Raw genomic sequence first — 25429 nt, forward strand, 5'->3', positions numbered from 1 at the left:
GCAGGGATCGAAGCGCCCGGGTTCGCCTGCGCCGGCACCGGATCGCAGGCGCTCACCCGGACAGCGCTGCTGCGCAGGTCCAGGCCGATCTAAAGGAGTGAGGCGGAAATGCCCCGCGGCGCGCGCGGACGCTTCTCGAGTTCCTCGCGCAGGCGCGCGGCGGTGGCGCGGTAGGCCGCGGCGGCGGCCGAGTCCGGGGACGCGGCCACGATCGGCACGCCGGCGTCGCCCTGCGCGCGGATCCCGATCTCCAGCGGCAGCGATCCCAGCAGCGGCACGCCGTACTGCGCCGCCATGCGCTCGCCGCCCCCGTGGCCGAACAGGTGCTCGACGTGGCCGCAGTTCGAGCACACGTGCTGGGCCATGTTCTCCACCAGGCCGAGCACCGCGACGTCCACCTTCTCGAACATCCGCAGCGCCTTGCGCGCGTCGAGCGTGGCCACGTCCTGGGGCGTGGTCACCACCACCGCGCCGGCGACGGGGATCTTCTGCGCCAGCGTGAGCTGGATGTCGCCGGTACCGGGCGGCAGGTCCACGATCAGGTAGTCGAGGCCCTCTTCGCCGCCCCACAGCGTGTCGTTGAGCAGTTGCGTGAGCGCAGAGGTCGCCATCGGCCCGCGCCAGATCATCGGCGTGTCCGCCTCGACCAGGAACCCGATCGACATCGCCTCGATCCCGTGCGCGCGCATCGGCAGGATCGACTTGCCGTCGGGACTGTCCGGCTTGCCCGACAGGCCCAGCATGGTCGGGATGCTCGGCCCGTACACGTCCGCATCCAGCACCCCGACGCGCGCCCCTGCCGCGGCCAGCGCCAGCGCGAGGTTCACCGCCGTCGTCGACTTCCCCACCCCGCCCTTCCCCGAACCGACGGCGAGGATGTTGCGGATGCGGGGGTGGGGGCTCAACCCGCTCTGCACGGCACCCGGGGACACGGATCGATGAGCCTGTCTGATCTCGCCGTTCACAACCTTCACCTCTCGTCGCCCTTGTCCGGGCGCCCGCCTTGGATCAGCCCGACGGCCAAAAAATGACTGGCCGATGACCACATCATTAAGGTCATGTTAACCTCCGGCGCAGCCATCGCAAAAAAGGGCATTGAGTCCTGCGCAATGGCCATGCTCCCGGCAATCGTCTTGGAACTCATTGGGGAATCGTATGAGACAGAAGAAGTATCTCGGTGCGCGAAGCAAACTGACCGTCGCCTTGATGGCAACCCTCGTTTCTGTGGCCGCCATGCCTGCCTCGGCCCAGGACCAGTCCTCGTCCCAGGACGCGGCCGACCAGCCGGCTTCGACGGAACTGGACAAGGTCGTGGTAACAGGCTCGCGGATCAAGAAGGTCGACATCGAGGGGCCCGCCCCCGTTACCGTGATCACGGCCGATGATATCGAGCGGCAGGGTTTTTCCACCGTCTACGATGCGCTGAACACCCTGACCGAGTTCACCGGCTCTGTCCAGAACGAACTCAATCAGAACGGCTTCACACCCAACGCGAGCTTTCTCAACCTGCGCGGCCTGGGCCCCGGATACCAGTTGATCCTCGTCAATGGACGCCGTACGGCGGACTACCCGTTGCCCTACAACAGCCAGTCGAACGCAGTGAATCTGGCGAACATTCCCGCGGCCGCAATCGAACGCATTGAAGTGCTGTCCGGTGGCGCCTCGGCGATCTACGGCTCCGACGCCGTGGCTGGCGTTGTGAATATCATCATGAAGTCGAACTACGACGGCGACATGCTGACCCTGCGCGGCGGCACAACGACTCGCGGCGGCGGCGATAGCGGCCGACTTCAGTGGATTGGCGGCAAGGTCGGCGACAACTGGAGCCTGACGTATGCGGCGGAGTACTTGGAACGCGAGGAGATCTTCGCCGCGCAGCGCGACTTCATGGATTCGTACCGGGACGACCCGTCCGTGGATCCGGAGGACGCCACCGCGGTCATCGGCATCCGCCTGCGCGACCGACTGATCGGGACTGGGTTGGATTCCTACATCTATCCCGAAGGCGAGGATGCGGCATCCACCTGCGCACGGTTCTCCGAGTTCGAACTCGAGGCGCGCGGAACCTGCGGTTATTTCGGCTATCCGGCCACACAGCAGATACGCAATTCGGACTCGACCTTCACCGGCTACCTGTACGGGACGTACGACTTCGCCAACGACCTGCAGGCGTTCGCCCAACTCTCCGTGGCTCGCGCCGACGCCAAGATCGCTTCCGCGACCCAATTCTGGCAGTCCCCCCTGGCGTACGACCCCACGCTCGATACCATCGTGGACACGCAGCGCATTTTCACTCCTACCGAACTCGGCGGACGTGGGGCTCAGCAGACGGAGGTGAGCGAACGCTCGTTCGACCTGGCAACCGGCCTGCGCGGCATGATGTTCTCGGATCGGTTCGACTGGGACGTGACCCTGTCGCACGCGCGCTACGAACTGGAAGTGCAGCAACCGCGCTTCCTCGCGAATCGGATCAACGAGTACTTCCTCGGCCCGGAGACCGGAGAGCTCGATCCGTTCTTCGGCGCGTATCCGGTCGTCAATTTCAACGTCGATCGCTACTTCACGCCGCTTGATCCTGACACCTACCAGTCCCTGATCACGACGGTCAACACGGATGCGACCTCCGAAGTTTCTCAGGCGTCGTTCGTCCTGTCGGGCGACCTGTTTGAGCTGCCTGCGGGCCCGGTCGGAATGGCCGCCACGCTCGAGGCCGCGCGGCAGGAGTACGACCTCGAGAACGATCCGCGCATCGCCCCGAACTACGACGGCCCCGAGCCGATCTACAACCTCACGGGTACCGGTGGTGGAGGCGAGCGCGATCGCTATGCGGTTGGCGTCGAATTTAGCGTGCCACTGCTGGAAACGCTCAAGCTCAGTGTCGCCGGCCGGTACGACAAGTACGACGATGTGACCGATGTCGATGGCGCCTTCACCTGGTCGTCGGGACTCGAGTTCAGGCCGACCGACAACTTCATGATCCGTGGCAGTTTCGCCACGAGCTTCCGCGCGCCCGACATGCATTATGTCTTCGCGCAGGAGTCGGGCTTCTTCGTCACTGTGCTGGATGAGTACCGCTGCCGCCGTGACGGCTTCGATCCCACTGAAGCCGGCGGTCCGTGCAACACCGGCGACTACACCTACTCAGTCTTCGGAACCCGTCAGGGAAGCACCGAATTGCAGGAGGAAGAGGGGCGCTCGGCGACCGTGGGTATCGTCTGGGACGTGACCGACAGCATGTCCTTGAGCGTGGATGCCTATCGGATCAAGCTTGAGGGAGCGGTGAGCGATATCTCGACCAGTTACCTCCTCCGGGAGGAGGCAGCGTGCCTGCTCGGCACCGACCGCAACGGGAATCCGGTTGACTCCGGTTCGTCGTCGTGCCAGTTCTTCACCGGCCTGGTCGAGCGCACTGGCGTCGACGAAGTCAATGACGACGAGATCGACAACTACCTATCGTTTCCGTTCAACCAGTCGATGCTCGAAACATCTGGCATCGACGCCAAATGGCGCTACCAGCTCGACACCGACCGGATGGGAGATTTCAACTTCGGCTTGGGCTGGACCCACGTCCTGAAGCTCGACGAGCAGGAATTCCCTGGCGACGAGATTCGGAACCTGCGTGACAACCGCCAGTTCTTCAACTTCCGGAGCCGCGTGAATTGGGAAGTCAACTGGGAACTGGACGACTGGACCTTCAATGTCAATGGTTATCGCTGGGGTTCCCTCCCGAACTGGGCTGAAACCGGACGGATCGGTTCGTACGTGATCTGGAATGGCCGTGTCGAGAAGAAGATCACCGAAAAGGCGACGGTTGGCTTCGCGGTCAACAACATTCTCGATGAGCTGCATCCGGAAGACGACACCTTCAACTCGTATCCGTTCTTCTGGCGGGCGTATAGCCCGATCGGACGTGAGGTGTTTGCAAGCTACAGCTATCGTTTCAACTGACCTCGTAGCAATGCGCTGGCCCGGCGATGCCCGGGCCAGCGCAACGAAGTCAGGACTCACCCGACCCGCGCCACAGGCTTTGGCGGACGCATGCCAAGAGGACCCATGAAGTACTCTTCCAGCTTTCTGATCGTGCTTGCCGCACTCACCGCCCCGCTCTCGGCACGGGCCGCCGGACTCCAGCCGGTCGAAGATTTCGTATCCCATCCGTCCTACAGCGCGGTCCGAATCTCGCCCAATGGCGAGTACCTCGCGATGACCGTGGACAAGGGGGAGCAGGATGTTCTGGTCGTCATGCGCACTGGCGACCTTGAGCTTCTCAAGGTCAATCAACTACCTGACGACAAGAGCATCGGCTCCTTCTACTGGGTCAGTCCGGAAAGACTGATCTTCAATGCGGTCAAGAAGCTCGGCGGCTACGCCCAGCCTTTCAACACCGGTGAGTGGTTCGCGGTCAATGCGGACGGAAGCCAGCCGCGCCCGCTCATCTTCTACGGCACTCGCGATGCAACGCAACGCGGCAAGACTGTCGGCAACGAGCGGTTCACCCTCCTGGACACCCTGAAGGACGACGATACGCAGGTCGTGATGCAGGCCCAGTCGCCGCGGTCCTCCGAAGGCGCCGGCAGCGAGGCCTTCCTGGTCGATACCTTCACCGGCCGCCGCAGTTCGCTGGGGCGGGCGCCGAAGGAGAACTGCAGCATCGTGCTGGACGCCAACAAGCAACCGGGCTTCGCGGTGTGCTCGTCCAGCAAGGATGATGTCGGTGAGTACGAGGAACGTACCGAGCTGTATCGGCGGGAGGGCCGAAACTGGACCTTGCTGAGTGCATCGAAGTCCGACGGGAAGCACCTGTCCGTCGTCAGGACCACCGACGAAGGTACCGTATTCGCGGAGCAGGATGACGGAGTTCGTCCAGCTGCAATCGGAACTCTCGATCTGGAGAGCGGCGCATTCAAGACGCTCTTTCAGGACGATGTCGCCGAGGCGTCGAACCTGATCTGGTCGACTGACGGCAACGCGCTGGTAGCGGTCGTCAGCGAGGCAGGCGCTCCCAAGGTCACGCTGATCGATGAAACCGATCCGGATGCAGAACTGTATGCCTCGCTTGCGGCCGCGTTCGAAGGTCAGATGGTCGACTTTTCCAGCTACACGCGCGACGGACAAAAGGTGGTTGTGTCGGTCGCAAGCGATTCGAATCCGGGCGAACTTTACCTGTACGATCGAGCGTCGGGACAGGCCAAGTTCCTGATGCATCGCCGCCCCAGGCTCGACAAGGACGCGATGGCGTCAGTGAAGCCGTTCACGCTCCAGGCTCGGGACGGCCGGCGTCTCCATGGCTTTCTCACGCTGCCCCATGGGTCCAACGGCAGAAATCTGCCCCTGATCGTCAACCCCCACGGCGGCCCCATCGGACCCCGCGATTATTGGAGCTTCAACCCGGAAGCTCAGTTGTTGGCCAGCCGCGGCTACGCAGTGCTGCAGGTGAACTACCGGGGTTCGGGCGGCTACGGCAAGGAATTCCGCGACGCGGGTCACCTGCAATGGGGCCAAGGAATTCAGAATGACATCGTAGACGCCACTCGATGGGCGGTGGAGCGCGGACACGCTGATCCGGATCGCATCTGCATCTACGGAGGCAGCTTTGGCGGGTACTCTGCGTTGATGGCACCGATCCGCGCCCCCGGACTGTTCAAGTGCGCGTTCGGCTATGTCGGCGTCTACGACGTCGACATGATGTTCAAGAAGGGCGATATCCCGGAGACGGAAAGCGGGCAGCGCTACCTGAGGCGTACCCACGGCTCGAATACGGCCGTCTGGTCGGAGAATTCGCCTGCCAGGCTCGCACAGGAAGTGAAGATTCCCGTTTTTCTGGCGGCCGGCGCTCGGGACGTGCGCACACCACCCGAACAAACCGAGTTGATGGACAAAGCTCTGCGCGAAGCGGGTAATCCTCCCGAGGGTATGATCATCCAGTCGGGCGAGATGCATGGATTTTACGATGTGCCAGCCCGAGTAAACCTGTACACCAAGATGCTGGATTTCTTCGCACGCCACATCGGTCGATAGGCTGCGGGTGGGGTGCCAGCGACAACCGGTGACCGTCAGCCTCGTGTCCGCTCGAGGGCGCCAACGTTGTGCGGACGAGGCGTTGTCTGAGGTACGCGGATTGTTGTCACCCGTCGCCGATCGCGCCCGTTCTCGAAGCGGTGCAGCGGTCGCGTGGTGTGGCGCGATGCTGAACGACCCAGCGGGATTGCGGCTGTTCTGCCCTCGCAGCCAGCGGGTCGACGAGCGTCGATCGCCGCAGCGACACACGTCACCCTTTGCTGATCGGCAAGTGCTGGCGTGCTGGAATGACATCCGAACCGTATCCTGAAGTGAAGCGGATACGGGGCTTGAAACCCGCAGCGCGCGCCCAGCCGCCAATCAGCAGTTCATCAGGCGGGGCCCTCCGGCAGATGCCGCTGGCGGCTCTTCTGGGGTAGCGGTCCCGTCCTATTACTTTCGGGACTGGCCTTAATGCGACGATCATCCGATCTTCAGCCGCGTATTCCACTTCCCAGGCTCACCGTGAAAGCGAGCATCCGGCCACTCTATGTTCACGCTGTCCTGTGCGTCTTACTGGCGTGTCCAGCCGCATGGGGCCAAGCGACCGCCCTCCCCGAAGATCCGACCCAGGATCGGCTCATGATCAACGCCGGTTTCCTGTCAGCGCATCCCGATCTTCGCTACAGATTGCTTGGACTGGAGGACATGCGCGCCGGGCGCTACGAGGATGCGCTGCGGTTCTTCATGCGCGCCAGCTATTACGCAGACAAGCCTTCGCAGGGAATGGTGGCGGAAATGCTCTGGAACGGGCAGGGCGTGGAGAATCCCGACCCGGTGCTGGCGTATGTATGGATGGATCTGGCGGCTGAGCGCGGGTACGAGGGCTTCATCGGCCTGCGCGAGCGCTACTGGGCGGCGCTGGATGAGGATCAGCGAGCATCTGCCTTGGAGCGCGGCCAGGAAATCTACGCTCGCTATGGAGATGATGCGGCGCGGCCGCGCCTGGCGACGGCGATCCGGCGTGGCCGCAACCAGATTACCGGTAGCCGCGTAGGAGCGGTCGGTAGTCTCCAAATCTACGTTCCCGGCCCTGCTGGTTTCGAACAGATCGATGGCGCCAAGTTCTTCGATGAGAAGTACTGGGATCCCGAGCAATACATGGCTTGGCACGATTCCATCTGGCTGAAGCCCAGGGTTGGCAGGGTGACCGTCGGAGAGATCGAAGCCGCCAATGCGGCCGTGGGGGATGCCGCTTCGCGTATTCCCACTTCGACGCCGCAGATCGACGCAGCGGAGCCGACGACACCCTATCGCGACGAGCAACAGCTGGGCTCCAAGCCGCTGGAGTAGTTGCTGTCACCTTGGGGTCGGTGAAGACCTCAGCCGACCTCGCCCGTCTCCGCGCGAAGGCACCAGTCGCGACGTCGATTGCGGTATAACTTCGGCGACGGCGGTCTGCCGCTATTCTCGAGATGCCCATGCTCAAGTATTCCTGCCTGCTCATCGCCGCACTCATGCCCGTGCTCGCCATCGCCGCCGACCCCGCCGAAGGCCGCTGGAAGACCATCGACGACGAGACCGGGCAGGCCAAGTCGATCGTCGAGATCACCCAGGGGGCCAATGGCGCCCTGAGTGGGCGGATCGTCGAGCTGCTCAACCCCAGCCGGCCGAACCCGGCCTGCGACAAGTGCAAGGACGACCGCAGGGGCAAGCCGATCACCGGGATGGAAATCATCCGCGGCATGAAGCGCGACGGGGACGCGTACTCCGGCGGCACCATCCTCAAGCCCGACGAAGGCAAGGTGTACAAGTCGAAGATGGAGCTGCTCGAGGGCGGCGACAAGCTCGAGGTCTCGGGCTGCATCGCCTTCATCTGCAAGTCGCAGGTCTGGCTGCGGCAGTAGCCGCTCCAGCCGCCGGCCTTGCCCGGTCCGCGCCGGGCGTCCCGCGTCCGCGCATCGCGCGGATTGCGCCGTGCCGGGGAAGAACAAGGCGCCAGGCGGCCCTTGGGCCCTTGGGCCCATGCGTCGATGAACGCGTGATTCCGATGCGGGACACGGGCGAAGCCCGCCGCCGGCGCGCGCGCCGGGCGCCGCATGGGGCCATGCGATAATCCCGGCCCCTCGTCGTCGCCCACCCCCATGCCCCGCCCCGCGATCGTTTCCAGCGCCCTGCCCTACGGCAACGGGCACCTGCACATCGGCCACCTGGTCGGCTACATCCAAGCCGACATCTGGGTCCGGGCACGGCGCATGGCGGGCGGCACGGTGCATTTCGTGTGCGCCAACGACACCCACGGCACGCCGATCATGCTCGCCGCCGAGAAGGCCGGCGTGGCGCCGGAGGAGTTCATCAAGGTCACGCAGGCGAGCCAGCAGCGCGATTTCGCCGACTTCGCCGTCGACTTCGACTGGTACCACTCCACCCATTCGGCCGAGAACCGCGAGCTGACCGAGCGCTTCTACGCCGCGCTCGACGCAGGCGGCCACATCGCGCGCCGCTCGATCGAGCAGCTCTACGATCCGGTCAAGGCGATGTTCCTGCCCGACCGCTACGTCAAGGGCACCTGCCCGGTGTGCGGCACCGACGACCAGTACGGCGACAACTGCGAGAACTGCGGCGCGACCTATTCGCCGACCGAGCTGAAGAACCCGCGCTCGGTAGTGTCGGGGGCGACGCCCGAACTGCGCGCGTCGGAGCACTTCTTCTTCCAGGCCGGCGACTTCACCGGCGTGCTGCGCGACTGGCTGCAGGGCGATGTCGGCATCCCCGGCGTCAAGGCGAAGCTGCGCGAGTGGATCGACGCCGAGGGCGGCCTGCGCGACTGGGACATCTCGCGCGACGCGCCCTACTTCGGCTTCGAGATCCCCGGGCACCCCGGCAAGTATTTCTACGTCTGGCTCGATGCGCCGATCGGCTACCTGTCGAGCCTGCTCGCGCTCGCGCGCAGCGGCCAGGTGCCAGGCTTCGACGAACCCGCGTTCGAGGCGCTGCTGAAGCCGGGCGACCATGCCGAACTGCGTCACTTCATCGGCAAGGACATCGTCAACTTCCACGGCCTGTTCTGGCCGGCGGTGCTCGCCGGCAACGGCCTGCGCCTGCCCGAGCGCCTGCACGTCAACGGTTACCTGACCGTCGACGGGGCGAAGATGTCGAAGTCGCGCGGCACCTTCGTGATGGCGCGCACCTACCTCGACAGCGGACTGGATCCCGAGGCGCTGCGCTACTACTTCGCCACCAAGTCCTCCGGCGGCGTGGACGATGTGGACCTGAACCTGGCCGACTTCGTGGCGCGGGTGAACAGCGACCTGGTCGGCAAGTTCGTCAACATCGCCAGCCGCTGCGCGAAGCTGCTGCAGACCCAGTTCGACAACGTCCTGCCCGGCGCCACGCCCGGCGGCGTGAGCGAGGGCTGGGAGCCCCAGGCGCACGCCGTTCGCGCAGGGGTCCGCAACGCGAGCCTGCTCGCGCCGCAGGAATACGAGTCGGGCAACTTCGCCGCCGTCGCGCGCAACGCGATGGCCGCCGCGGACAGCGTCAACGAGTACATTGCACAGACGGCGCCCTGGGCGCTGGCCAAGGAGTCGTCCCGCCGCGCGGACCTGCATCTGGTCCTCGCCACCGCGCTGCAGGCCTTCGCCGACATCGCCGGCATGCTCAAGCCGATCCTGCCGGGCATCGCCTCGCGCGTGGAGCGCTACCTCGCGGTCGACGGCCTGCGCCCCGGCGCGTTCATCGAACTCGCGGGCCGCACGCTGCAGTCCTACGAGCCCCTGTTCACCCGCATCGACCCCAAGCACATCCAGGCCATGACCGACGCCAGCAAGGACACCTTCTCCGCTTCCGCCGACACCGCCAGCGCCGCGCCGAGCGCGAAGCGGGACGCGGGCCCGCAGCCGGCCCCTGCGGACAACGCGCCGGCACCGGCACCTGCGTACATCGGCATCGACGATTTCGCGAAACTCGACCTGCGCATCGGCAAGGTGCTCGAGTGCGGGGTCGTGGACGGTTCCGACAAGCTGCTCCGCTTCCTGCTCGATGCCGGCGAACTCGGCCAGCGCCAGATCTTCTCGGGCATCCGGGCCAGCTACGCCGACCCCGACGCCCTGGTGGGACGCAACGTGGTGTTCATCGCCAACCTCGCGCCGCGCAAGATGCGCTTCGGGGTGAGCGAAGGGATGATCCTCTCGGCCGGCTTCGACGGCGGCGCGCTGGCGCTGCTCGATGCCGACGCGCGCGCGCAGCCCGGCATGCCGGTGCGCTGAGCGCGCCGGGCGCGGACCCCGCATGGCGGCCCTCGCCCGCATCGAACGCCTGGACCGGCTGCTGCCGCAGACCCAGTGCGGGCAATGCGGGTTCGACGGCTGCCGCCCGTATGCCGAGGCGATGGATCGCGGCGAGGTCGGCGTCGACCGCTGCCCGCCCGGCGGCGACTCCGGTGCGCGCGCGCTGGCGCACGTGCTCGGCGTGCCCGCCCTGCCCTACGACCGCAGCCGCGGCACGTGCGAGCCGCCGCAGGTGGCCTGGGTGGTGGAAGCCGACTGCATCGGCTGCACGAAGTGCATCCAGGCCTGTCCGGTGGACGCCATCGTCGGCGGCACGAAACTGATGCACACGGTGATTCCGCCACTGTGCACCGGCTGCGAACTGTGCGTGCCGGCCTGCCCGGTGGACTGCATCGAACTGCATCCGCTGCCGTCTGGCGGCCTCGACGCCGGTTGAGGCCGTGCACAGGCGCAGCGCGGACGCCGCGGGCGACGTGCGGACGACGCCGGTCATCGACACGCCCCGGACACGCCGCATCCGACGGCTGTCCGTCTTCGACCGCTCAGCCGGGGCCTGGCCGCAGCGTTCGCCGCCTCACTGCGCCGGGCACGCCGAACAGATGCGCTCGACCTCGTAGCCCTTCGCGCGCAGCTTCTCGACCACGCCATCCTCGCCCAGCAGGTGCAGCGCGCCGACCACGACCAGGGTGTCGTCGGTGCCGGAGGCCGACAGCTTCGCCTCGAGCTTCGGCACCCAGGCGTCGTTGCGCTCGACGTTGATGCGGTGGTACAGCTTCGGGAACTGGGTGCGCATCTCCGCGGCCATGCCGCTCCACAGCGCCTCGGCATCGCCGCTGCGCCAGGCCGCGTGCAGCTTGTCGATCTCGGCGCGGCCCTCGCCGGCGCTGGCCAGCGACTCCTGCAGGAACTGCAGCTGCTCGGCCCGGTCCATGCCGTCGAGGAAGGCGATCTGCTGCGCGCCGGTCTCCAGCCCGCCGGTCGGCTTGCCGGCCTGCGAGGCCTTCTGCGCCAGGTTGCTGTCGAGGCCGAGCGCGGGATCGAGGCCGGCCTTGCCCATCTCCACGATCGTCACCATCAGCCCCGCGAACCACGGCTCGAACAGCTGCAGCGCCTGCGGCGTCATCTGCATCTTCTGCAGTTCGGCCGCATTGGCCTCGATCCACGCGTCCAGCGCCTGCTTCGTCCCGGCCGGCAGTTCGCTGTCGAGCGCGGTGCCGTCGGTCCGCAGCGCGGCCTGGCCCATCTGCATGCCCAGCGCGGGGGAACCAAGCTCCTCGGGCGGGATCTCGAATACCACCTTCTCGGCATCGGCAAACGCGGCATCGACGTCGCGCGAGAGCGGGTAGTCGTCCGGCTTGAGCAGGTGGAACGAGCCCAGCAGGTACAGCGCGTTGTCGTCGTCGGAGACCTTCCACAGCAGCGGCACCGGCGCGGCGCTGCGCGCGGTGTCGGCGTGTAGCCCGCCGGCGAACGCGACGAGCGCGGTGGCCGCGAGCAGGGATCGGATCAGGCGTGGCGCGCGGCTGGGCTGGGATCGCATCGGACATCCATGGTGGTGATGTGGGGTACCCGGACGCGATCGGCGCACCGGGTGTGACGCCGCCTCGGGCGGCATGCTGGCCGTCCCGCGGGCGACCGCCCTAGGTGGTGGGCACGGGCCGCACGTATTTTTTCTCGCCGGCGGTGACCGCCAGGTCGAGGCGGTTTTCAGGCGGCGGGAGCGGGCAGGTGGCGTAGTCGGTGAACACGCACGGCGGGTTGTAGGCGCGGTTGAAGTCGACCTCCACCGTGCCGTCGGCCGCAGGCGCCGGCGTGTACAGGTAACGACCGGCCGCGTAGCTCTCGTGGCCGCTGGTGCGGTCCGCGAACACCAGGAACAGGCCGCCGTCCTCGCCCTCCAGCGCCTCGAGGCGATAGCTCGCGCCGCCGCGCTCGAACTCGACCACGCCGGGATTGGGCTGCGGCTGCTGCTGGCTGAGGATGTCCATGATCGGAATCGTCTTGCCGGCCGGGTGCGGCACGAAACGCGCCTGCACCCGCCACGCCGGATCGGCCGGCCAATAGTCGAGCGGCGCCAGTCCGGTGAGCGTTTCGGCTTCGGCATGGCGGACCCGCAACGCCTTGCGCCCGCCGCGATCGACCAGCACCAATTGCCCCTTGCCGTCGTCGAAGCCGACCACCGTCGGCGTGCCGGTCACGTCCGGCACCAGCTCGAAGCGTCCCTTCGCCGGCGCGCCGTCCACGGTGAGCGCCGCATCGGATTCGGGCGTGAGATACACCTTGCCGCCCTGGCGCTGCAGCAGGCCCATCCGCTCGGGCCCCTTGGCGAGGCGGATACCGCTGGTCGGGCCGCTGCCCACGTAGTGCGCCGGCAGTTCGATCCAGTGCAGGCCGATCAGGCTGGCCCAGCCGTCGGGCTGCAGCAGTCGCTCGCGGCGCTCCGCGCGCCAGGCCTCGTTGTCCGCCACGAACGCCGGATCGGCCGGGGCCGCCTCCACCGGGGTATCGGCCGTGCCGCGATCTTCCGGCTGGCCACCGCAGCCCACCAGCAGCACGCCGAGCACGAGGCCCGCCCATTTTCCATGCCTGCCCATGCTCAACGCCCCCTCAGGAACCAACGGTCGATCTCGGGCAGCGGGAAGTGCGCCCAGGTCGGGCGTCCATGATTGCATTGTCCGGAGCGCTCCGTCGCCTCCATCTGCCGCAGCAGCGCATTCATCTCCGGGACGGTGAGCCGGCGGTTGGCGCGCACCGCGCCGTGGCAGGCCATGGTCGAGAGCAGTTCGTCGCGGGCGCTGCGCACGCGCAGGCTCTCGCCGTGCTCGCGCAGGTCGGCCAGCACGTCGCGCAGCAGCGCCTCGGTATCGCCCTGCGCCAGCAGTGCGGGCACGCTGCGCAGCAGCAGCGACTGCGGGCCGCCACGCGAGAGTTCGAAGCCCAGTTCCGCCAGCGTCGCGGCCTCCTGCTCGGCCACGTCGGCCTCGCGCTCGGACACCGCCACCGCCTGCGGCACCAGCAACGGCTGCGCGCGCAGGCCCTCGCTGTCGTGCGCGGTCTTGAGGCGTTCGTAGCCGATGCGTTCGTGCGCGGCGTGCATGTCGACCACGATCAGGCCGTCGGCCGCTTCGCTGAGGATGTAGATGCCGTGCAGCTGCGCGATCGCGAAGCCCAGCGGCGGCACGCCGGCAGCGGCGTCCTCGCGCGGCAGGGTTGGCCGCTGCGGATCGCCGCCATACAGCGCCGCGTACGCGGCGCGCGCTTCGTCGACCTGCAGCCGCATCGGCACCTGGGAGCCACCCTGCGGCATCGCGCCCAGGGGCGACCACGCACCCGCCGCCGGCGGTTCCGCGGTGTGCTGCGATGGCGTGCCCCATGACGCGGCCGCCGGTTCGCCTCCGGGCGCCGCCGCGGCGCCGCCGGCGCGGGTCGCCGCGAGTGCATCGTGGACGGTGCGGTAGACGAAGTCGTGCACCAGGCGCGAATCGCGGAAACGCACCTCGTGCTTGGCCGGATGCACGTTGACGTCCACCCGGGTGGGGTCCAGCTCGAGGAACAGCACGTAGGCCGGCTGGCGCCCGTGGTAGAGCACGTCGGCGAAAGCCTGGCGCACCGCATGCGCGATGCTGCGGTCGCGCACGGGGCGCCCGTTGACGTAGACGTACTGTTGGTCGGTGCTGGCGCGCGAGTAGGCCGGCTGAGCGATCCAACCGTGCAGCCGCAGCCCGGCGCCCGCATGGTCGATGCGCAGCGCGTGGCGCGCGAACTCCTCGCCAAGCGTGCCGGCCAGGCGCTCGTCGGTGAACAGGCCCGCGCCCGCCTCGGACAGCGCGCGGTAGCGTCGCGACGGCTTGCCGTTGTGGGTGACGCGCAGTTCGACATCCGGGCGCGCCAGCGCGAGCGCGCGCAGCCACTCCTCGATGTGGCCGAGCTCGGTGCGCTCGGCGCGCAGGAACTTGCGCCGCGCCGGCACGTTGTAGAACAGGTCGCGCACCTCGACCACGGTTCCGGTCGGCTGCTGCTTCGGCGCCACCTGGCCCACGCGCCCGCCATCCACGGCCAGCGCGGCACCGTGCGCGTCGCCGACGCGGCGGGTGGCGATCAGGAACCGGCTCACCGAGGCGATCGACGGCAGCGCCTCGCCGCGGAAGCCGAGCGTGGCCACCGCTTCGAGGTCGTCGAGGCTGGCGATCTTGCTGGTGGCATGGCGCGACACCGCCAGCGGCAGGTCGCCGGCGGCCATGCCGCCGCCATCGTCGCGCACCCGCACCAGGCGCACGCCGCCTTCCTCGAGGTCGATGTCGATCCTCCCCGCCCCGGCGTCGAGTGCGTTCTCGACCAGTTCCTTCACTACCGATGCGGGTCGTTCCACGACCTCGCCGGCGGCGATCTGGTTGATCAGGGTGTCGGGCAGCTGCTGGATGGGCACCCGCGCATGATACCGGCGCGCGGCGGCGCGGTCCTCGCCGCGCGGCTGTCAGCGGCTGCCGGCGGCGCTGGCGACGCGCTCGTCCGCCGCACGCGCGGCGTACAGCGTGCCCGGCGGCGGCTGGCTGGAGAAGTAGGTGTGCACGCCGTCGAGGATCGCGCGCGCCACCGTGCCCTGGAACTTCGGGTCGATCAGCCGCTTCTCCTCCTCCGGGTTGGAGAGGAAGGCGGTCTCGACCAGCATCGCCGGCATGTCGGAGGTGCGCAGCACGGCGAAGTTGGCGCGCTCGATGTGCGGCTTGTGGTTGTTGCCGATGCGCTTGAGGCCGGACAGGATGTGGTTGCCGGCGTCCTCGGAGGCCTTCATCTGCCCGCTCTGGGTGAGGTCGAGCAGCACGTTGGTCAGCACGCTGTCGTTGGACGGCGCGCGCACGCCGCCGATCAGGTCGGCTGCGTTCTCCTTCTCCGCCAGCCAGCGGGCGCGCTGCGACGAGGCGCCGCGCAGGGAAAGCACGTACACCGAGGAGCCCTTGGCGTTGCGGTTCTCGGCCGCGTCGGCGTGGATCGAGATGAACATGTCCGCCTTGGCCTGGCGCGCGATCCGGGCGCGGTTGTTCAAGGGGATGAACACGTCGCGGTCGCGCACCAGGTGCGCGCGCAGGCCGGGCGTGGCATTGACCTGCCGTGCCAGTTCGCGCGCGATCGCCAGCGTGATGTCCTTCTCGCGCTTGCCGCTGGGGCCGATGGCGCCGGGGTCCTGGCCGCCATGGCCGGCATCGATCGCGATCACCAGCGGCCGGGTGCCGCCAGTGACGGCACGGACGGGCGGTGGCGCTTCGACCGGCGCGGGCGCCACCACCGGCGGCGTCGCAGGCACCACTGCGGCGGCGACAGTGGCCGGCGCGGGTGTGGAGCTCGGCACCGCGCGGGGCAACGACGGATCGGAAGTCGGCTGCGGTTGCGGCGGCGATGCCGGATACGTGGCGGGCGCGGCGCCGGCCTGGCCGGCGGCGCGCAGTTCGGCGACCAGGCGCGAGGTCGCGGCGGCCGAGGCGGCGGCGGGGTCGGGCTGCGGCGTCACGCCCGGGGTCGCGGTGGCTGCAGGGGACGTGCCGGCTGCCACGGCAGCGGTGTCGGCGGAGACCGGAGCGGCCGGCTGCCCCGCGGCAATCGCGGCAATCGGATCGGCCTGCCCGTCGCCCGGCCACTCGATGACCAGGCGCGTGCCGCCGGAGCCTGCTTCGATACGGGGCTTGAGTGCCACCACCGGGGTGGCCAGGTCGAACACGATGCGGCTCGTGCCCGGCTCGGGCTGACCGCTGCGGACGGCCTTCACCACGCCCACCGCGGCCGGCAGCGCCAGGCCGCCGCCAAGGCGGCTGCCGGGCAGGTCCACGACCAGCCGGTGCGGATCCTTGAGGTGGATCAGCCGGTACTCGGCGTCCTGATCCAGCCGCAGTTCGGCCCGGGTCCCGGTGGGGCCGCTGTCCAGCTGGACCGCCTTCAGCTCCGCGGCATGCGCGAGATTCCAGACCAGCGCCGCCAGCAAGGCGAGGCCGAGCAGGATCTGTTGGACGTGGAGACCCCGGGTGCGCATGCGGCGTAGTGAATCATCGATGACTCACCTTTGCAACGCACTTTTCCTTTCAAATCGGCGACCTGCCGCCCGTTCCTATGGGTTCGGTTCAGGAATCGGCTGCAACTCGGCATCATCGCCAAGGCGCGCAAGCCAGGCGGTTCCGGCGGCACTAGCCGGGATCAGTGTCGCCCGGCGCCCCGCCCCCGCCATCCCAAGCCGGACGTGCAGGTCGGCCGGCGGCAGCGCGCCCGCCCCGCGTTCGGGCCACTCGATCAGCCACAGTACGGCCTCCGGCTCATCCAGGCCGAGGAATTCGAGTTCGCCGGCATCGCCGATCCGGTAGAGGTCCAGGTGCAGGGCCTCGCCGCCCGTGGCCAGCGGGTAGCGTTCGACCAGGGTATAGGTCGGGCTGCGGACGGTGCCGGTGACCCCCAGCGCCCGCAGCCAGGCCCGCGCCAGCGTCGACTTGCCGGCGCCGAGGTCCCCGTGCAGGTGGACGACGGCCTGCGGCGGGGCGTGGCTGGCCAAGACACCAGCCAGGCTGCTGGTCGCGGCTTCGTCGGGAAGCGACACGTCGATCATGCGTGCGGCCCGCCGTTGACCCAGGTGCGCAGCGGGGCCAGGAGGTCCGTCGGCAGCAGGCCACGCTCGCCGTCCTGCGCCGCGGTGTCGCCGGCGACCGCGTGCAACAGGGCGCCGTGGCAGGCGGCGTCGAACGCCTCCAGCCCGAGCGCGCGGAGCGCGGCGATGCAGCCGGTCAGGAGATCGCCCATGCCGCCCACGGCCATGCCCGGATTGCCGGCCGCGATCACCCGCGGCACCTGCTCCGGCGCGGCCACCAGGGTGCCGGCACCCTTGAGCACGACCACGCAGCCGAACATCTCCGCCAGCAGCCGCGCCGCGGCGAAGCGGTTGGCCTGCACCTCGGCCGTGGTGAAGCCCAGCAGCCGCGCCGCCTCACCAGGGTGCGGAGTGAGGATCGTGCCGGCCGGCAGCACGCGCGTATGGCGGGCGAGCACGTTCAGCGCGTCCGCGTCGAGCACCAGCGGCTTGCCCGCCGCGAGCGCTTCGGCATGCAGCCGCGCGCCCCAGTCTTCCTGCCCGAGACCCGGCCCGAGCGCGACCACGTCGGCGCGGTCCATCAGCGCAGCCAGCGCGGTCGCCTCGTCGACGCCATGGACCATCGCCTCCGGCCGCCGCGCCAGCAGGGCCGGGACATGCGCCGGCCGGGTCGCCACGCTGACCAGGCCGGCGCCGCAGCGCAGCGCCGCGTCGGCCGCCAGCATGACCGCCCCGCCCTTGCCGGTGTCGCCGCCGATGCACAGCACGTGGCCGCTGTCGCCCTTGTGCGCGTCGCGTGCGCGCGGCGCGATCCAGTCGCGCAGGTCGTCGCGATCGAGCCGGATCGCCGCCGCGGGCGCCCGCGCGAGCGCCTCGTCGGCGTCGAGCGTGGCCAGCGCCAGCGAGCCGGTGCAGCGCGCCGCCGCGCCGGTGTACAGGCCCGCGTGCGGGGCGAGCAGCTGCAGGGTGTGGCTGGCGTGCACCACGCGCCCGGGCGCGCTGCCGCGATCGGCGTCGAGTCCGCTGGGCACGTCGAGCGCGAACACCGGCAGGCCCGAGGCGTTGATCGCATCGATGACGCGCGCGGCCTCGGCATCGGGCTCGCGCGACAGTCCGATGCCGAACAGGGCATCGACCACCAGCTGCGCACGTCCGAAGCCGTCGTCGAAGGCCTTGATGCGGCCGCCTGATTCCCGGTACGCCCCGCAGGCCTGCCGCGCGAGTGCAGTGCGCGGCGCATGGGCCTCGAGCCGCAGCACGCGCGCATCGCGTCCGGACTCGTGCGCGTGCCGGCACAGCTCGTAGCCGTCGCCGCCGTTGTTGCCCGGCCCGCACACCACCACGATGCGCTGCACGTCCGGCCAGCGCGACAGCAGTTCGCGCCACGCGGCCTGGCCGGCGCGCGCCATCAGCGCGAAGCCGTCGCCCAGGCGCGCCGCCATGTCGGTTTCGATCACGCGCAGCGCCGCGGCGTCGTACAGCGGCGTGCCGCGGGGGCGTGGGACGGCATCCATCGGCCGGATTCTATACTTGCGGCGGTGTCCCTCCGCCCCGCCCCGCCGGTCTACGATCCCGCTGCGCTCGCCCTGCGGATCAAGGCGCTCGCGCGCGAGTCGGGCTTCCAGCGCTGCGGCATCGCCGGCGTGGACCTGGACGAGGACGAGGCGCACCTGCGCGACTGGCTGGCGCAGGGCCTCTACGGCGACATGGACTGGATGGCGCGCCACGGCGACAGGCGCGCCCGTCCGCGCGAGCTGGTGCCCGGCACGGTGCGGGTGGTGTCGGTGGGCCTGGACTACGGCCAGGATCCCGACGCCGCCTGGCGCACCCTCGCCGACGGCACCCGCGCCTACGTCGCGCGCTACGCGCTGGGCCGCGACTACCACAAGCTGATGCGCCAGCGCCTGCAGCGGCTGGCCGACCGCGTCGCCTACGAGATCGGGCCGTTCGGCCACCGCGTGTTCGTGGACTCGGCGCCGGTGCTCGAGCGCGCGCTGGCGCGCAACGCCGGCCTGGGCTGGATCGGCAAGCACACGTGCCTGATCGATCGCGACGGCGGCTCGTGGTTCTTCCTGGGCGAGATCTACGTCGACCTCGCGCTGCCGGTCGACCCGCCGGCGAGCGCCCATTGCGGCAGCTGCGTGCGCTGCATCGAGATCTGCCCGACGCGCGCGATCACGGCGCCGCACCGGCTCGATGCGCGACGCTGCATCGCCTACCTCACCATCGAACACGAAGGCGCCATCGATCCGGAGCTGCGTCCGCTGATCGGCAACCGCATCTTCGGCTGCGACGACTGCCAGCTGATCTGTCCGTGGAACAAGTTCGCCCGCCGCACCGACGAGCCCGACTTCCGCGCCCGCAACCGGCTCGACGAAGCCACGCTCGAGGAGCTGTTCGCCTGGAGCGAGGACGAATTCCTGCAGCGCACCGAAGGCTCGCCGATCCGCCGCAGCGGCTACGTGCGCTGGCTGCGCAACCTGGCGGTGGCGCTGGGCAACGCCCCGACCTCGCCCGGGGTGCTGGCCGCCCTGCAGGCGCGTCGCGGGGTGGACGATCCGATGGTGCGCGAACACGTCGAATGGGCGCTCGCGAGACACGGCGCGTAGCCACCGGAACGTCCAGGGCGGGCCCGCCCACGGCACGGGAACTCGACGCCTCGTCGCCCGAAAGGGCGGACTCCGCAGCTGTTTGACGTCATCGGGTGGCCGGCGGCGCTGTTCGCAGGCGCGCCGCGGCCGCTTCACCGATGCGGAGCCTCAGCCGCGCGACGCGATCTCCGCCAGCAGCGCGCGGGTGACCGGGTCGTCCGCTTCGGCCTTGCCTTCCAGCGCCGGCAGCAGCCGGTTGGCCACCTGCTTTCCGAGTTCGACGCCGAACTGGTCGAAGGCGTTGATGCCCCAGGCCACCGACTGCAGGTACACGCTGTGCTCGTACAGCGCGATCAGCATGCCCAGCGACTGCGGCGTGAGCGCATCGAGCAGCAGCAGGGTGCTGGGGCGGTTGCCGGCGTAGGCGCGGTGCGGATCGTCGCTGGACTGGCCGTTGGCCAGCGCCTCGGTCTGCGCCAGCAGGTTGGCCAGCAGCGCGCGGTGGTTCCCCTCGAAGCCATCCTCGCTGCGGACGACGCCGATGAAATCCGCCGGCACCACCTGGGTGCCCTGGTGCAGCGCCTGGAAGAAGCTGTGCTGGGTGTCGGTGCCCGGCCCGCCCCACCACACCGGGACGGTGTCCTCGGCCAGCGGCACGCCGTCGAGACGTGCCGACTTGCCCAGGCTCTCCATTACCAGCTGCTGCAGGTAGTTGGGCAGCAGCCTGAGGCGCTCGTCGTACGGCAGCACCGCCTGCGTCGCCAGCCCGAGCGCGTTGCGGTTCCACAGCGCGGTCAGCGCGTGCAGGATCGCGAGATTCTCGCGCGGCGACGCGTTCGCGGCATGCGCGTCCAGTTCCGCCGCGCCCGCCAGCAGCGCTTCGAAGCGGTCCATCCCGATCGCCAGCGCGATCGGGAAGCCCACCGCCGACCACAGCGAGTAGCGTCCACCCACCCAGTCCCACATCGGCAGGATCCGCTCGGGCGCGATGCCGAAGGCGGCCGCGCGCTCGACGTTGGCGCTGACCGCGTACACGCGCGCGTCGTCGCCCAGCCAGTCGCGCACGATGGCGCCGTTGAGCAGGGTCTCCTGGGTGCCGAAGGTCTTGGAGATCAGGATCGCCGCGGTCTTCGCCGGATCGAGGCCGGCCAGCGTGCGTCGGGCCGCATTGCCATCGACGTTGGACAGGAAGTGCACGCGCACGCGCGCGTCCGGCTGCGCCAGCGCATCGGCCACCAGCCGCGGGCCGAGGTCGGAGCCGCCGATGCCGACGCTGACCACGTCGGTCACGCCGCTCGCGACGACCGCCTCGACCAGCGTGCGCATCCGCACGCGCGCCTGCGCCGCCTGCGCGCTGCACTCGCGCGCGAACGGCGCCGTGGAGGCATCGCCACGCAGCGCGCTGTGCAGCGCGGCGCGGCCTTCGGTGGCGTTGACGGTCTCGCCGTCGAGCAGGCGGCGCATGGCACGCGCGAACCCGGCGTCGTCGGCCAGGGCGTACAGCGCATCCAGCGCGGCGCCGTCGTAGCGCTGGCGGGCGAAGTTCGCGTACAGCGGCCCCACCCGCAGCGACAGGGCGCGCGCCCGCTCCGGCTCGTCCTGCAGCAGACGCGCCACCGGCGTGTCGGCCAGGCGTGCGGCGTGGGATCGAAGGGTCGCGAAATCCGGCATGGGCGGGGCCTGCAGTGTTGGGGAGGGGCGGTCCATCCTCGCCGACACGGTGGCGCGTGCGCGGATCGCGCCCGGCGCGCGCCGTGGCGTGGACCACCACGGAGTATAGAAGGCAACCGCGTCCGCCCGCAGGCGCGTGCTCAACCGATGTCGAAGGCCAGATTGTCGATCAGGCGCGTCCGTCCCAGCCGCGCCGCGACCAGCGCCACGTACGCCCCGGGCACGGCGCTGCCCTCGCCCGCATCCGACAGGTCGGCGCGCCGGACCACGGCGTAGTCGACCTGGAAGCCGGCCCCGCGCAGGCGCGTGGTGGCCGCTGCTTCCACTGCCTGCAGGCCGTCGCCCGCGCGCGCGGCGTCGCGCATCGCCTGCAGCGTGCGATGGATCTCCGGCGCGATCGCGCGTTCGCCCGGATCGAGATACTGGTTGCGCGAACTCATCGCCAGCCCGTCGGCCTCGCGCACCGTTTCGCCTGCAAGCAGTTCCACCGGGATCGCGAGGTCGCGCACCAGATAGCGGATCACCGCCAGCTGCTGGTAGTCCTTGCGCCCGAACGCGGCCACGTCCGGCTGCACCTGGTTGAACAGGCGCGCGACCACGGTGGACACGCCGTCGAAATGGCCCGGGCGGTGCGCGCCGTCGAGCACGTCGGTGATGCCGGGGACGCGGATGCGCACGGCCTGCTCCGCCCCGAACGGGTACATCGTCTCCACCGACGGCATCCACAGCGCGTCGCAGCCGGCGCCGTCCAGGCCGACGGCATCCTCGGCCGGGGTCCGGGGGTAGCGCGCGTAGTCCTCGTTCGGGCCGAACTGGGTCGGGTTCACGAACACGCTGGCGACCACGCGGTCGGCGTGCCGGCGGACGAGCTCCACCAGCGAATGGTGGCCGGCGTGCAGGTTGCCCATGGTCGGCACGAAGCCCACCCGCAGGCCCTGCCGCTTCCAGTCCGCCACCCGCGCACGCAGGGCGGCGAGGTCTTCGAAGGTCTCGAGCATCCGTCGCGTCGTTCAGTCGTAGGCGTGGCCGGGGCCCGGGAAGCTGCCCTCGCGCACCGCGGCCACGTAGGCGCGCACCGCGCCGGCGACCGAGCCGCCGGTTTCCAGGAAATCCTTCACGAATTTCGGGCGCCGGTGGCCGCTGTCCAGGCCCAGCATGTCGTGCAGAACCAGCACCTGGCCGTCGCAGTGTGGACCGGCGCCGATGCCGATGGTCGGCACCGGCGAGGCGCGGGTGATCTGGCCGGCCAGCGCCGACGGCACGCATTCGAGCACCAGCAGCGCCGCGCCCGCCTCGGCCACGGCGAGCGCATCGGCGCGCAGCTGCGCGGCGGCGGCGGCCTCGCGTCCCTGCACCTTGTAGCCGCCGAAGCGCAGCACCGACTGCGGCGTGAGCCCCAGGTGCGCGCAGACCGGGATCTCGCGCGCGGACAGGAACCGGATCGCCGCCAGCTTGTGCGGGCCGGCGCCCTCGAGCTTGACCATGCCGGCGCCCGTCTGCAGCAGGCGGGTGGCGGCATCGAGCGCGCGTTCGGGCGTGGCATCGGCCTGGAACGGCAGGTCCGCCAGCAGCAGCGCCCGGCGCAGGCCGCGGGCCACCGCCGCCACGTGGTAGGCCATCGCGTCGACGTCGACCGGGAGGGTGGACGCATGCCCCTGCACCACCATGCCCAGCGAATCGCCGACCAGCACGATGTCGGTGCCGTTGGCATCGAGCACGCGCGCGAACCCGGCGTCGTAGGCGGTGAGCATCGCCAGCCGGCGCCCGGCGGCGCGCGCCTCGGCCAGCGCCGGGACGGTCAGGGGCTTGTCGGGCGCGGATCGGTCCATGCGCCTAGGGTATCGCTTCGATGCCGGACGCATCCAACGCCGCCAGCGCCTCGGCCACAGGCCCGTGCCCGGGGATGACCGCCGCCGGCGCGATCTCGGCCAGCGGCAGCAGCGCGAACGCGCGCTCGTGCAGGTGCGGGTGCGGCACCCGCAGGCCGGGGATGTCGATCACCGCGTCGCCGTACAGCAGCAGGTCGAGGTCGAGCGTGCGCGGGCCCCAGCGTTCGCCCTCCCCGTCCCCCCGCGCGCGGCCGAAATCGCGTTCGATGGCGAGCAAGGCGTCGAGCAGGGCCTGCGCCGCCAGGCCGGTCTCGAGCACGGCCGCGCCGTTGAGGAAGTCCGGCTGGTCGCGCCGCCCCCAGGCCGGCGTGCGGTAGAAGCGCGAGGCGCGCAGCAGGCGCGTATCTGGCAGGCGGTCGAGCGCATGCAGCGCCGCCGCCAACGTCCGCGCCACCTCGCCGACGTTGCCGCCGAGGCCGACGCAGGCGTGGACCCCGCTCATTCCGCGGACGCGTGCCGCCGGCGCCGGCGCCGGCGCTTGCGCGGAGCAGCGCCGTCCGCATCGTCGGCATGCGCGGCGTCGCCCGACTGGTGGGCCAGGGCCGCATCGGGATCGCCCTGCGCCTCCTGCCAGAACGCGATGTCGTCCTCGTGCGCGGGCGACGCAGCGCGCCGCAGCACCAGGAAATCGAATGCGGCGCGGAAGCGCGGATGCGACAGCGTGCGCACCACCCGCTTGCGCTGGCGCTGCGAGAACCGGGCCTGCATCAGCCAGATCTCCTGCATCGGCAGCGAGAACCGGCGCGGCAGCGCGATCGTGGACAGCTGGTGCAGGGTCACCCGGTCGGCGGCGCGGCGCTCGGCCTCCACCGTGTGCAGGCCCTGCGCCTGCAGCGCCATCAGCGAGCGGCAGTACGCCGGCCACAGCAGCACCGCGAACAGGAACGCCGGCGAGACCGGTTCGTCCATCGCCACCCGCCGGTCGGTGCCGCGCAGGCCCTCGACGAGCATCCGCCGCAGCGCGCCGCTGCGGTTGGCCGCGAGCGCGGCGGCGGTTTCCGGAAACAGCGCCGACAGCAGGCCGTGGCGCTCGAGGCCCTCGAAGCTGGCCACAGCGTTCCCGGACAGGAACATCTTCAGGCATTCCTCGAACAGGCGCGCGGGCGCGGCCTCCGACAGCAGCGGCGCCAGGCCGGGCAGCGGCGCGGCGGTGTCCTCGGCGATGTCGAAGCCGAGCTTCCCGGCCAGGCGGATCGCGCGCAGCATGCGCACCGGGTCCTCGCGGTAGCGCGTTTCGGGATCCCCGATCAGGCGCAGCACGCGGTGGGTGACGTCCTCGAAACCGCCGACGTAGTCGCGCACCGAGAAGTCGGCGATGTCGTAGTACAGCGCGTTCGCGGTGAAGTCGCGGCGGACGGCGTCGTCCTCGATCGTGCCGTAGACGTTGTCGCGCAGCAGGCGGCCGTCGTCGTGCACCTGGCGGTCGCCGCTGCCGTCGTCGATGTTGGCGCGGAAGGTGGCTACCTCGATGATCTCGCGGCCGAACACCACGTGCGCCAGCCGGAAGCGCCGCCCGATCAGGCGGCAGTTGCGGAACAGGTGCCGGACTTCCTCCGGGGTGGCGTCGGTGGCGACGTCGAAGTCCTTCGGGGCCAGCCCCGCGAGGAGGTCGCGCACGGCGCCGCCGACCAGGCACGCGCGGTGGCCGGCCTCGTGCAGGCGGTAGAGCACGCGCAGCGCATTGGGGCTGATGCCCCGGCGCGAGATCGGGTGCTGGTCGCGGGGGATGATCCGCAGTTCGGTCGGGACGGACGGGGTGTGGGTCGGCATCAGGCCAGGGGCTTCCGGGGGCGGCGCCAGGATGGAGGTGTCGGTCGCCATATCGCTGCTATACTAGCAAGCTGCATCGGCGTCCTGCCCTCCCGGGTCGGCCCGGGCAGCCGGTCGTCCAGCCGGCGCTGCGTTCCGCAGCACCCTGCTCCCTTCGTCTAGAGGCCTAGGACGTGGCCCTCTCAAGGCTAAAACACGGGTTCGAATCCCGTAGGGAGCGCCATCTTCCGGAAAGGCCCGCGCAAGCGGGCCTTTTCTTTTCTGCCTCTCCTGCAGTTGCCCCCGCCTCGCCGGATCCGAGGACCGCTGGCCGGTTGAACCGGTCTTGCCTCGTGCGGTTCTCTTGGAGTTCCGGGCTTCGAAGCGTCGGACGGGCCCTCATCGTTTTCCCGTGGCACCGGGCACGGGCGCCCTCGGCGGCGAATGTCCTCCGGCGACGGCCCCCGGCCGTCGCCTCCCCCTTGAGTTCGCCCCCGAGGACGCCCGCACCCGGCGCTTCGGACATCGCAGGCGTGACGAAGTGGGCGCATCGGTACGCGCGCCATTTGATTCGCCACCGCGAAAGAACTGGCATCGGATCCAGCGGGAGCCGAGGCTGGCCGCAGGCGGCGGGTCTTCGCGGCGAAATCAAGGAGGAGGCGTCCGCCGGCAGGCGGA

General features: G+C 69.9%; 20 protein-coding genes and 1 tRNA gene. 8 read left to right on the forward strand and 13 right to left on the reverse strand.

From position 1 onward, the window contains the following. Positions 1 to 89: 89 nt before the first annotated feature. Positions 90 to 932 carry an iron-sulfur cluster carrier protein ApbC gene (apbC, locus tag QFW80_RS02930; RefSeq protein ID WP_280599632.1) on the reverse strand — a complete coding sequence of 281 codons (843 nt, stop codon included), beginning with the start codon at positions 930 to 932 and terminating at the stop codon, positions 90 to 92. 38 nt (positions 933 to 970) lie between these two features. Beyond that, complete coding sequence (locus QFW80_RS02935) at positions 971 to 1144, reverse strand: hypothetical protein (protein ID WP_280599633.1); 174 nt, start codon at positions 1142 to 1144, stop codon at positions 971 to 973. A gap of 11 nt (positions 1145 to 1155) precedes the next feature. On the opposite strand from QFW80_RS02935, the gene QFW80_RS02940 reads away from it, so the two are divergent. The 6 genes from QFW80_RS02940 to rnfB all read left to right on the forward strand — a co-directional run bounded on the left by QFW80_RS02940 (position 1156) and on the right by rnfB (position 10722). Beyond that, entirely contained in the window at positions 1156 to 3948 is a 2793-nt protein-coding gene (locus QFW80_RS02940) for a TonB-dependent receptor plug domain-containing protein (protein ID WP_280599636.1), read from the forward strand. A gap of 105 nt (positions 3949 to 4053) precedes the next feature. Next, entirely contained in the window at positions 4054 to 6018 is a 1965-nt protein-coding gene (locus QFW80_RS02945; protein WP_280599638.1) for a S9 family peptidase, read from the forward strand. A gap of 621 nt (positions 6019 to 6639) precedes the next feature. After that, positions 6640 to 7350 carry an SEL1-like repeat protein gene (locus QFW80_RS02950; RefSeq protein ID WP_280599640.1) on the forward strand — a complete coding sequence of 237 codons (711 nt, stop codon included), beginning with the start codon at positions 6640 to 6642 and terminating at the stop codon, positions 7348 to 7350. Between the two features lie 122 nt (positions 7351 to 7472). Next, positions 7473 to 7904: a DUF2147 domain-containing protein gene (locus QFW80_RS02955; RefSeq protein ID WP_280599641.1), complete on the forward strand. Its 432-nt coding sequence runs from the start codon at positions 7473 to 7475 to the stop codon at positions 7902 to 7904. Positions 7905 to 8141: 237 nt separating this feature from the next. Further along, positions 8142 to 10265, forward strand: a complete 2124-nt coding sequence (metG, locus tag QFW80_RS02960; RefSeq protein ID WP_280599642.1) for a methionine--tRNA ligase — start codon at positions 8142 to 8144, stop codon at positions 10263 to 10265. Between the two features lie 22 nt (positions 10266 to 10287). Next, the gene (gene rnfB / locus QFW80_RS02965) at positions 10288 to 10722 is read left to right on the forward strand and encodes an Rnf electron transport complex subunit RnfB (protein WP_280599643.1); all 435 of its coding nucleotides are present in this window, start codon (positions 10288 to 10290) and stop codon (positions 10720 to 10722) included. Positions 10723 to 10860: 138 nt separating this feature from the next. On the opposite strand, the gene QFW80_RS02970 is transcribed toward rnfB, so the two are convergent. The 6 genes from QFW80_RS02970 to QFW80_RS02995 form a co-directional block, all read right to left on the reverse strand. Continuing rightward, positions 10861 to 11826 (reverse strand): TraB/GumN family protein, encoded by a 966-nt coding sequence (locus QFW80_RS02970; RefSeq protein ID WP_280599645.1) that lies wholly within the window; start codon positions 11824 to 11826, stop codon positions 10861 to 10863. 100 nt (positions 11827 to 11926) lie between these two features. Then, positions 11927 to 12880: a DUF1684 domain-containing protein gene (locus QFW80_RS02975; RefSeq protein WP_280599933.1), complete on the reverse strand. Its 954-nt coding sequence runs from the start codon at positions 12878 to 12880 to the stop codon at positions 11927 to 11929. A gap of 2 nt (positions 12881 to 12882) precedes the next feature. Further along, on the reverse strand, positions 12883 to 14712 hold the full coding sequence (gene mutL, locus QFW80_RS02980) for a DNA mismatch repair endonuclease MutL (protein ID WP_280599646.1): 1830 nt from the start codon (positions 14710 to 14712) through the stop codon (positions 12883 to 12885). 48 nt (positions 14713 to 14760) lie between these two features. Continuing rightward, entirely contained in the window at positions 14761 to 16308 is a 1548-nt protein-coding gene (locus tag QFW80_RS02985) for an N-acetylmuramoyl-L-alanine amidase (RefSeq protein ID WP_280599647.1), read from the reverse strand. A gap of 75 nt (positions 16309 to 16383) precedes the next feature. Beyond that, positions 16384 to 16872, reverse strand: a complete 489-nt coding sequence (gene tsaE, locus QFW80_RS02990) for a tRNA (adenosine(37)-N6)-threonylcarbamoyltransferase complex ATPase subunit type 1 TsaE (protein ID WP_280599648.1) — start codon at positions 16870 to 16872, stop codon at positions 16384 to 16386. Further along, positions 16869 to 18365 (reverse strand): NAD(P)H-hydrate dehydratase, encoded by a 1497-nt coding sequence (locus QFW80_RS02995; RefSeq protein WP_280599649.1) that lies wholly within the window; start codon positions 18363 to 18365, stop codon positions 16869 to 16871. The genes tsaE and QFW80_RS02995 overlap by 4 nt, the downstream gene beginning before the upstream one ends. Positions 18366 to 18377: 12 nt before the next feature. Between QFW80_RS02995 and queG the strand changes: the two genes are divergently transcribed. Next, positions 18378 to 19460, forward strand: coding sequence for a tRNA epoxyqueuosine(34) reductase QueG (gene queG, locus QFW80_RS03000; RefSeq protein WP_425603493.1), 1083 nt, complete (start codon positions 18378 to 18380; stop codon positions 19458 to 19460). A 150-nt stretch (positions 19461 to 19610) separates the two neighbouring features. Here queG and pgi read toward each other — a convergent pair whose 3' ends face one another. The 5 genes from pgi to pcnB form a co-directional block, all read right to left on the reverse strand. Then, entirely contained in the window at positions 19611 to 21113 is a 1503-nt protein-coding gene (gene pgi, locus QFW80_RS03005; protein ID WP_280599652.1) for a glucose-6-phosphate isomerase, read from the reverse strand. 140 nt (positions 21114 to 21253) lie between these two features. Beyond that, positions 21254 to 22111 carry a pantoate--beta-alanine ligase gene (gene panC, locus QFW80_RS03010; protein ID WP_280599654.1) on the reverse strand — a complete coding sequence of 286 codons (858 nt, stop codon included), beginning with the start codon at positions 22109 to 22111 and terminating at the stop codon, positions 21254 to 21256. A gap of 12 nt (positions 22112 to 22123) precedes the next feature. Next, positions 22124 to 22942, reverse strand: a complete 819-nt coding sequence (gene panB, locus QFW80_RS03015; protein ID WP_280599656.1) for a 3-methyl-2-oxobutanoate hydroxymethyltransferase — start codon at positions 22940 to 22942, stop codon at positions 22124 to 22126. A 4-nt stretch (positions 22943 to 22946) separates the two neighbouring features. Then, positions 22947 to 23444 (reverse strand): 2-amino-4-hydroxy-6-hydroxymethyldihydropteridine diphosphokinase, encoded by a 498-nt coding sequence (folK, locus tag QFW80_RS03020; RefSeq protein WP_280599658.1) that lies wholly within the window; start codon positions 23442 to 23444, stop codon positions 22947 to 22949. Then, the gene (gene pcnB / locus QFW80_RS03025; RefSeq protein WP_280599934.1) at positions 23441 to 24772 is read right to left on the reverse strand and encodes a polynucleotide adenylyltransferase PcnB; all 1332 of its coding nucleotides are present in this window, start codon (positions 24770 to 24772) and stop codon (positions 23441 to 23443) included. Before pcnB ends, folK begins: the two co-directional genes overlap by 4 nt. Positions 24773 to 24919: 147 nt before the next feature. Here pcnB and QFW80_RS03030 point away from each other — a divergent pair. After that, positions 24920 to 24995: transfer RNA gene (locus tag QFW80_RS03030), tRNA-Glu, on the forward strand. Positions 24996 to 25429: the final 434 nt, after the last annotated feature.

It is taken from the genome of Luteimonas rhizosphaericola (assembly GCF_029888045.1).
GTDB classification, from domain to species: Bacteria; Pseudomonadota; Gammaproteobacteria; order Xanthomonadales; family Xanthomonadaceae; genus Luteimonas; species Luteimonas rhizosphaericola.

Excerpts from the sequence above, each read along its gene's own strand:
- QFW80_RS02935 (WP_280599633.1), bottom strand. The coding sequence starts at position 1,144 with ATGAGTTCCAAGACGATTGCCGGGAGCATGGCCATTGCGCAGGACTCA.
- QFW80_RS02940 (WP_280599636.1), top strand. The coding sequence starts at position 1,156 with ATGAGACAGAAGAAGTATCTCGGTGCGCGAAGCAAACTGACCGTCGCC.
- QFW80_RS02945 (WP_280599638.1), top strand. The coding sequence starts at position 4,054 with ATGAAGTACTCTTCCAGCTTTCTGATCGTGCTTGCCGCACTCACCGCC.
- QFW80_RS02950 (WP_280599640.1), top strand. The coding sequence starts at position 6,640 with ATGATCAACGCCGGTTTCCTGTCAGCGCATCCCGATCTTCGCTACAGA.
- QFW80_RS02955 (WP_280599641.1), top strand. The coding sequence starts at position 7,473 with ATGCCCATGCTCAAGTATTCCTGCCTGCTCATCGCCGCACTCATGCCC.
- metG (WP_280599642.1), top strand. The coding sequence starts at position 8,142 with ATGCCCCGCCCCGCGATCGTTTCCAGCGCCCTGCCCTACGGCAACGGG.
- rnfB (WP_280599643.1), top strand. The coding sequence starts at position 10,288 with ATGGCGGCCCTCGCCCGCATCGAACGCCTGGACCGGCTGCTGCCGCAG.
- QFW80_RS02970 (WP_280599645.1), bottom strand. The coding sequence starts at position 11,826 with ATGCGATCCCAGCCCAGCCGCGCGCCACGCCTGATCCGATCCCTGCTC.
- QFW80_RS02975 (WP_280599933.1), bottom strand. The coding sequence starts at position 12,880 with ATGGGCAGGCATGGAAAATGGGCGGGCCTCGTGCTCGGCGTGCTGCTG.
- QFW80_RS02985 (WP_280599647.1), bottom strand. The coding sequence starts at position 16,308 with ATGCGCACCCGGGGTCTCCACGTCCAACAGATCCTGCTCGGCCTCGCC.
- tsaE (WP_280599648.1), bottom strand. The coding sequence starts at position 16,872 with ATGATCGACGTGTCGCTTCCCGACGAAGCCGCGACCAGCAGCCTGGCT.
- QFW80_RS02995 (WP_280599649.1), bottom strand. The coding sequence starts at position 18,365 with ATGGATGCCGTCCCACGCCCCCGCGGCACGCCGCTGTACGACGCCGCG.
- pgi (WP_280599652.1), bottom strand. The coding sequence starts at position 21,113 with ATGCCGGATTTCGCGACCCTTCGATCCCACGCCGCACGCCTGGCCGAC.
- panC (WP_280599654.1), bottom strand. The coding sequence starts at position 22,111 with ATGCTCGAGACCTTCGAAGACCTCGCCGCCCTGCGTGCGCGGGTGGCG.
- panB (WP_280599656.1), bottom strand. The coding sequence starts at position 22,942 with ATGGACCGATCCGCGCCCGACAAGCCCCTGACCGTCCCGGCGCTGGCC.
- folK (WP_280599658.1), bottom strand. The coding sequence starts at position 23,444 with ATGAGCGGGGTCCACGCCTGCGTCGGCCTCGGCGGCAACGTCGGCGAG.
- pcnB (WP_280599934.1), bottom strand. The coding sequence starts at position 24,772 with ATGCCGACCCACACCCCGTCCGTCCCGACCGAACTGCGGATCATCCCC.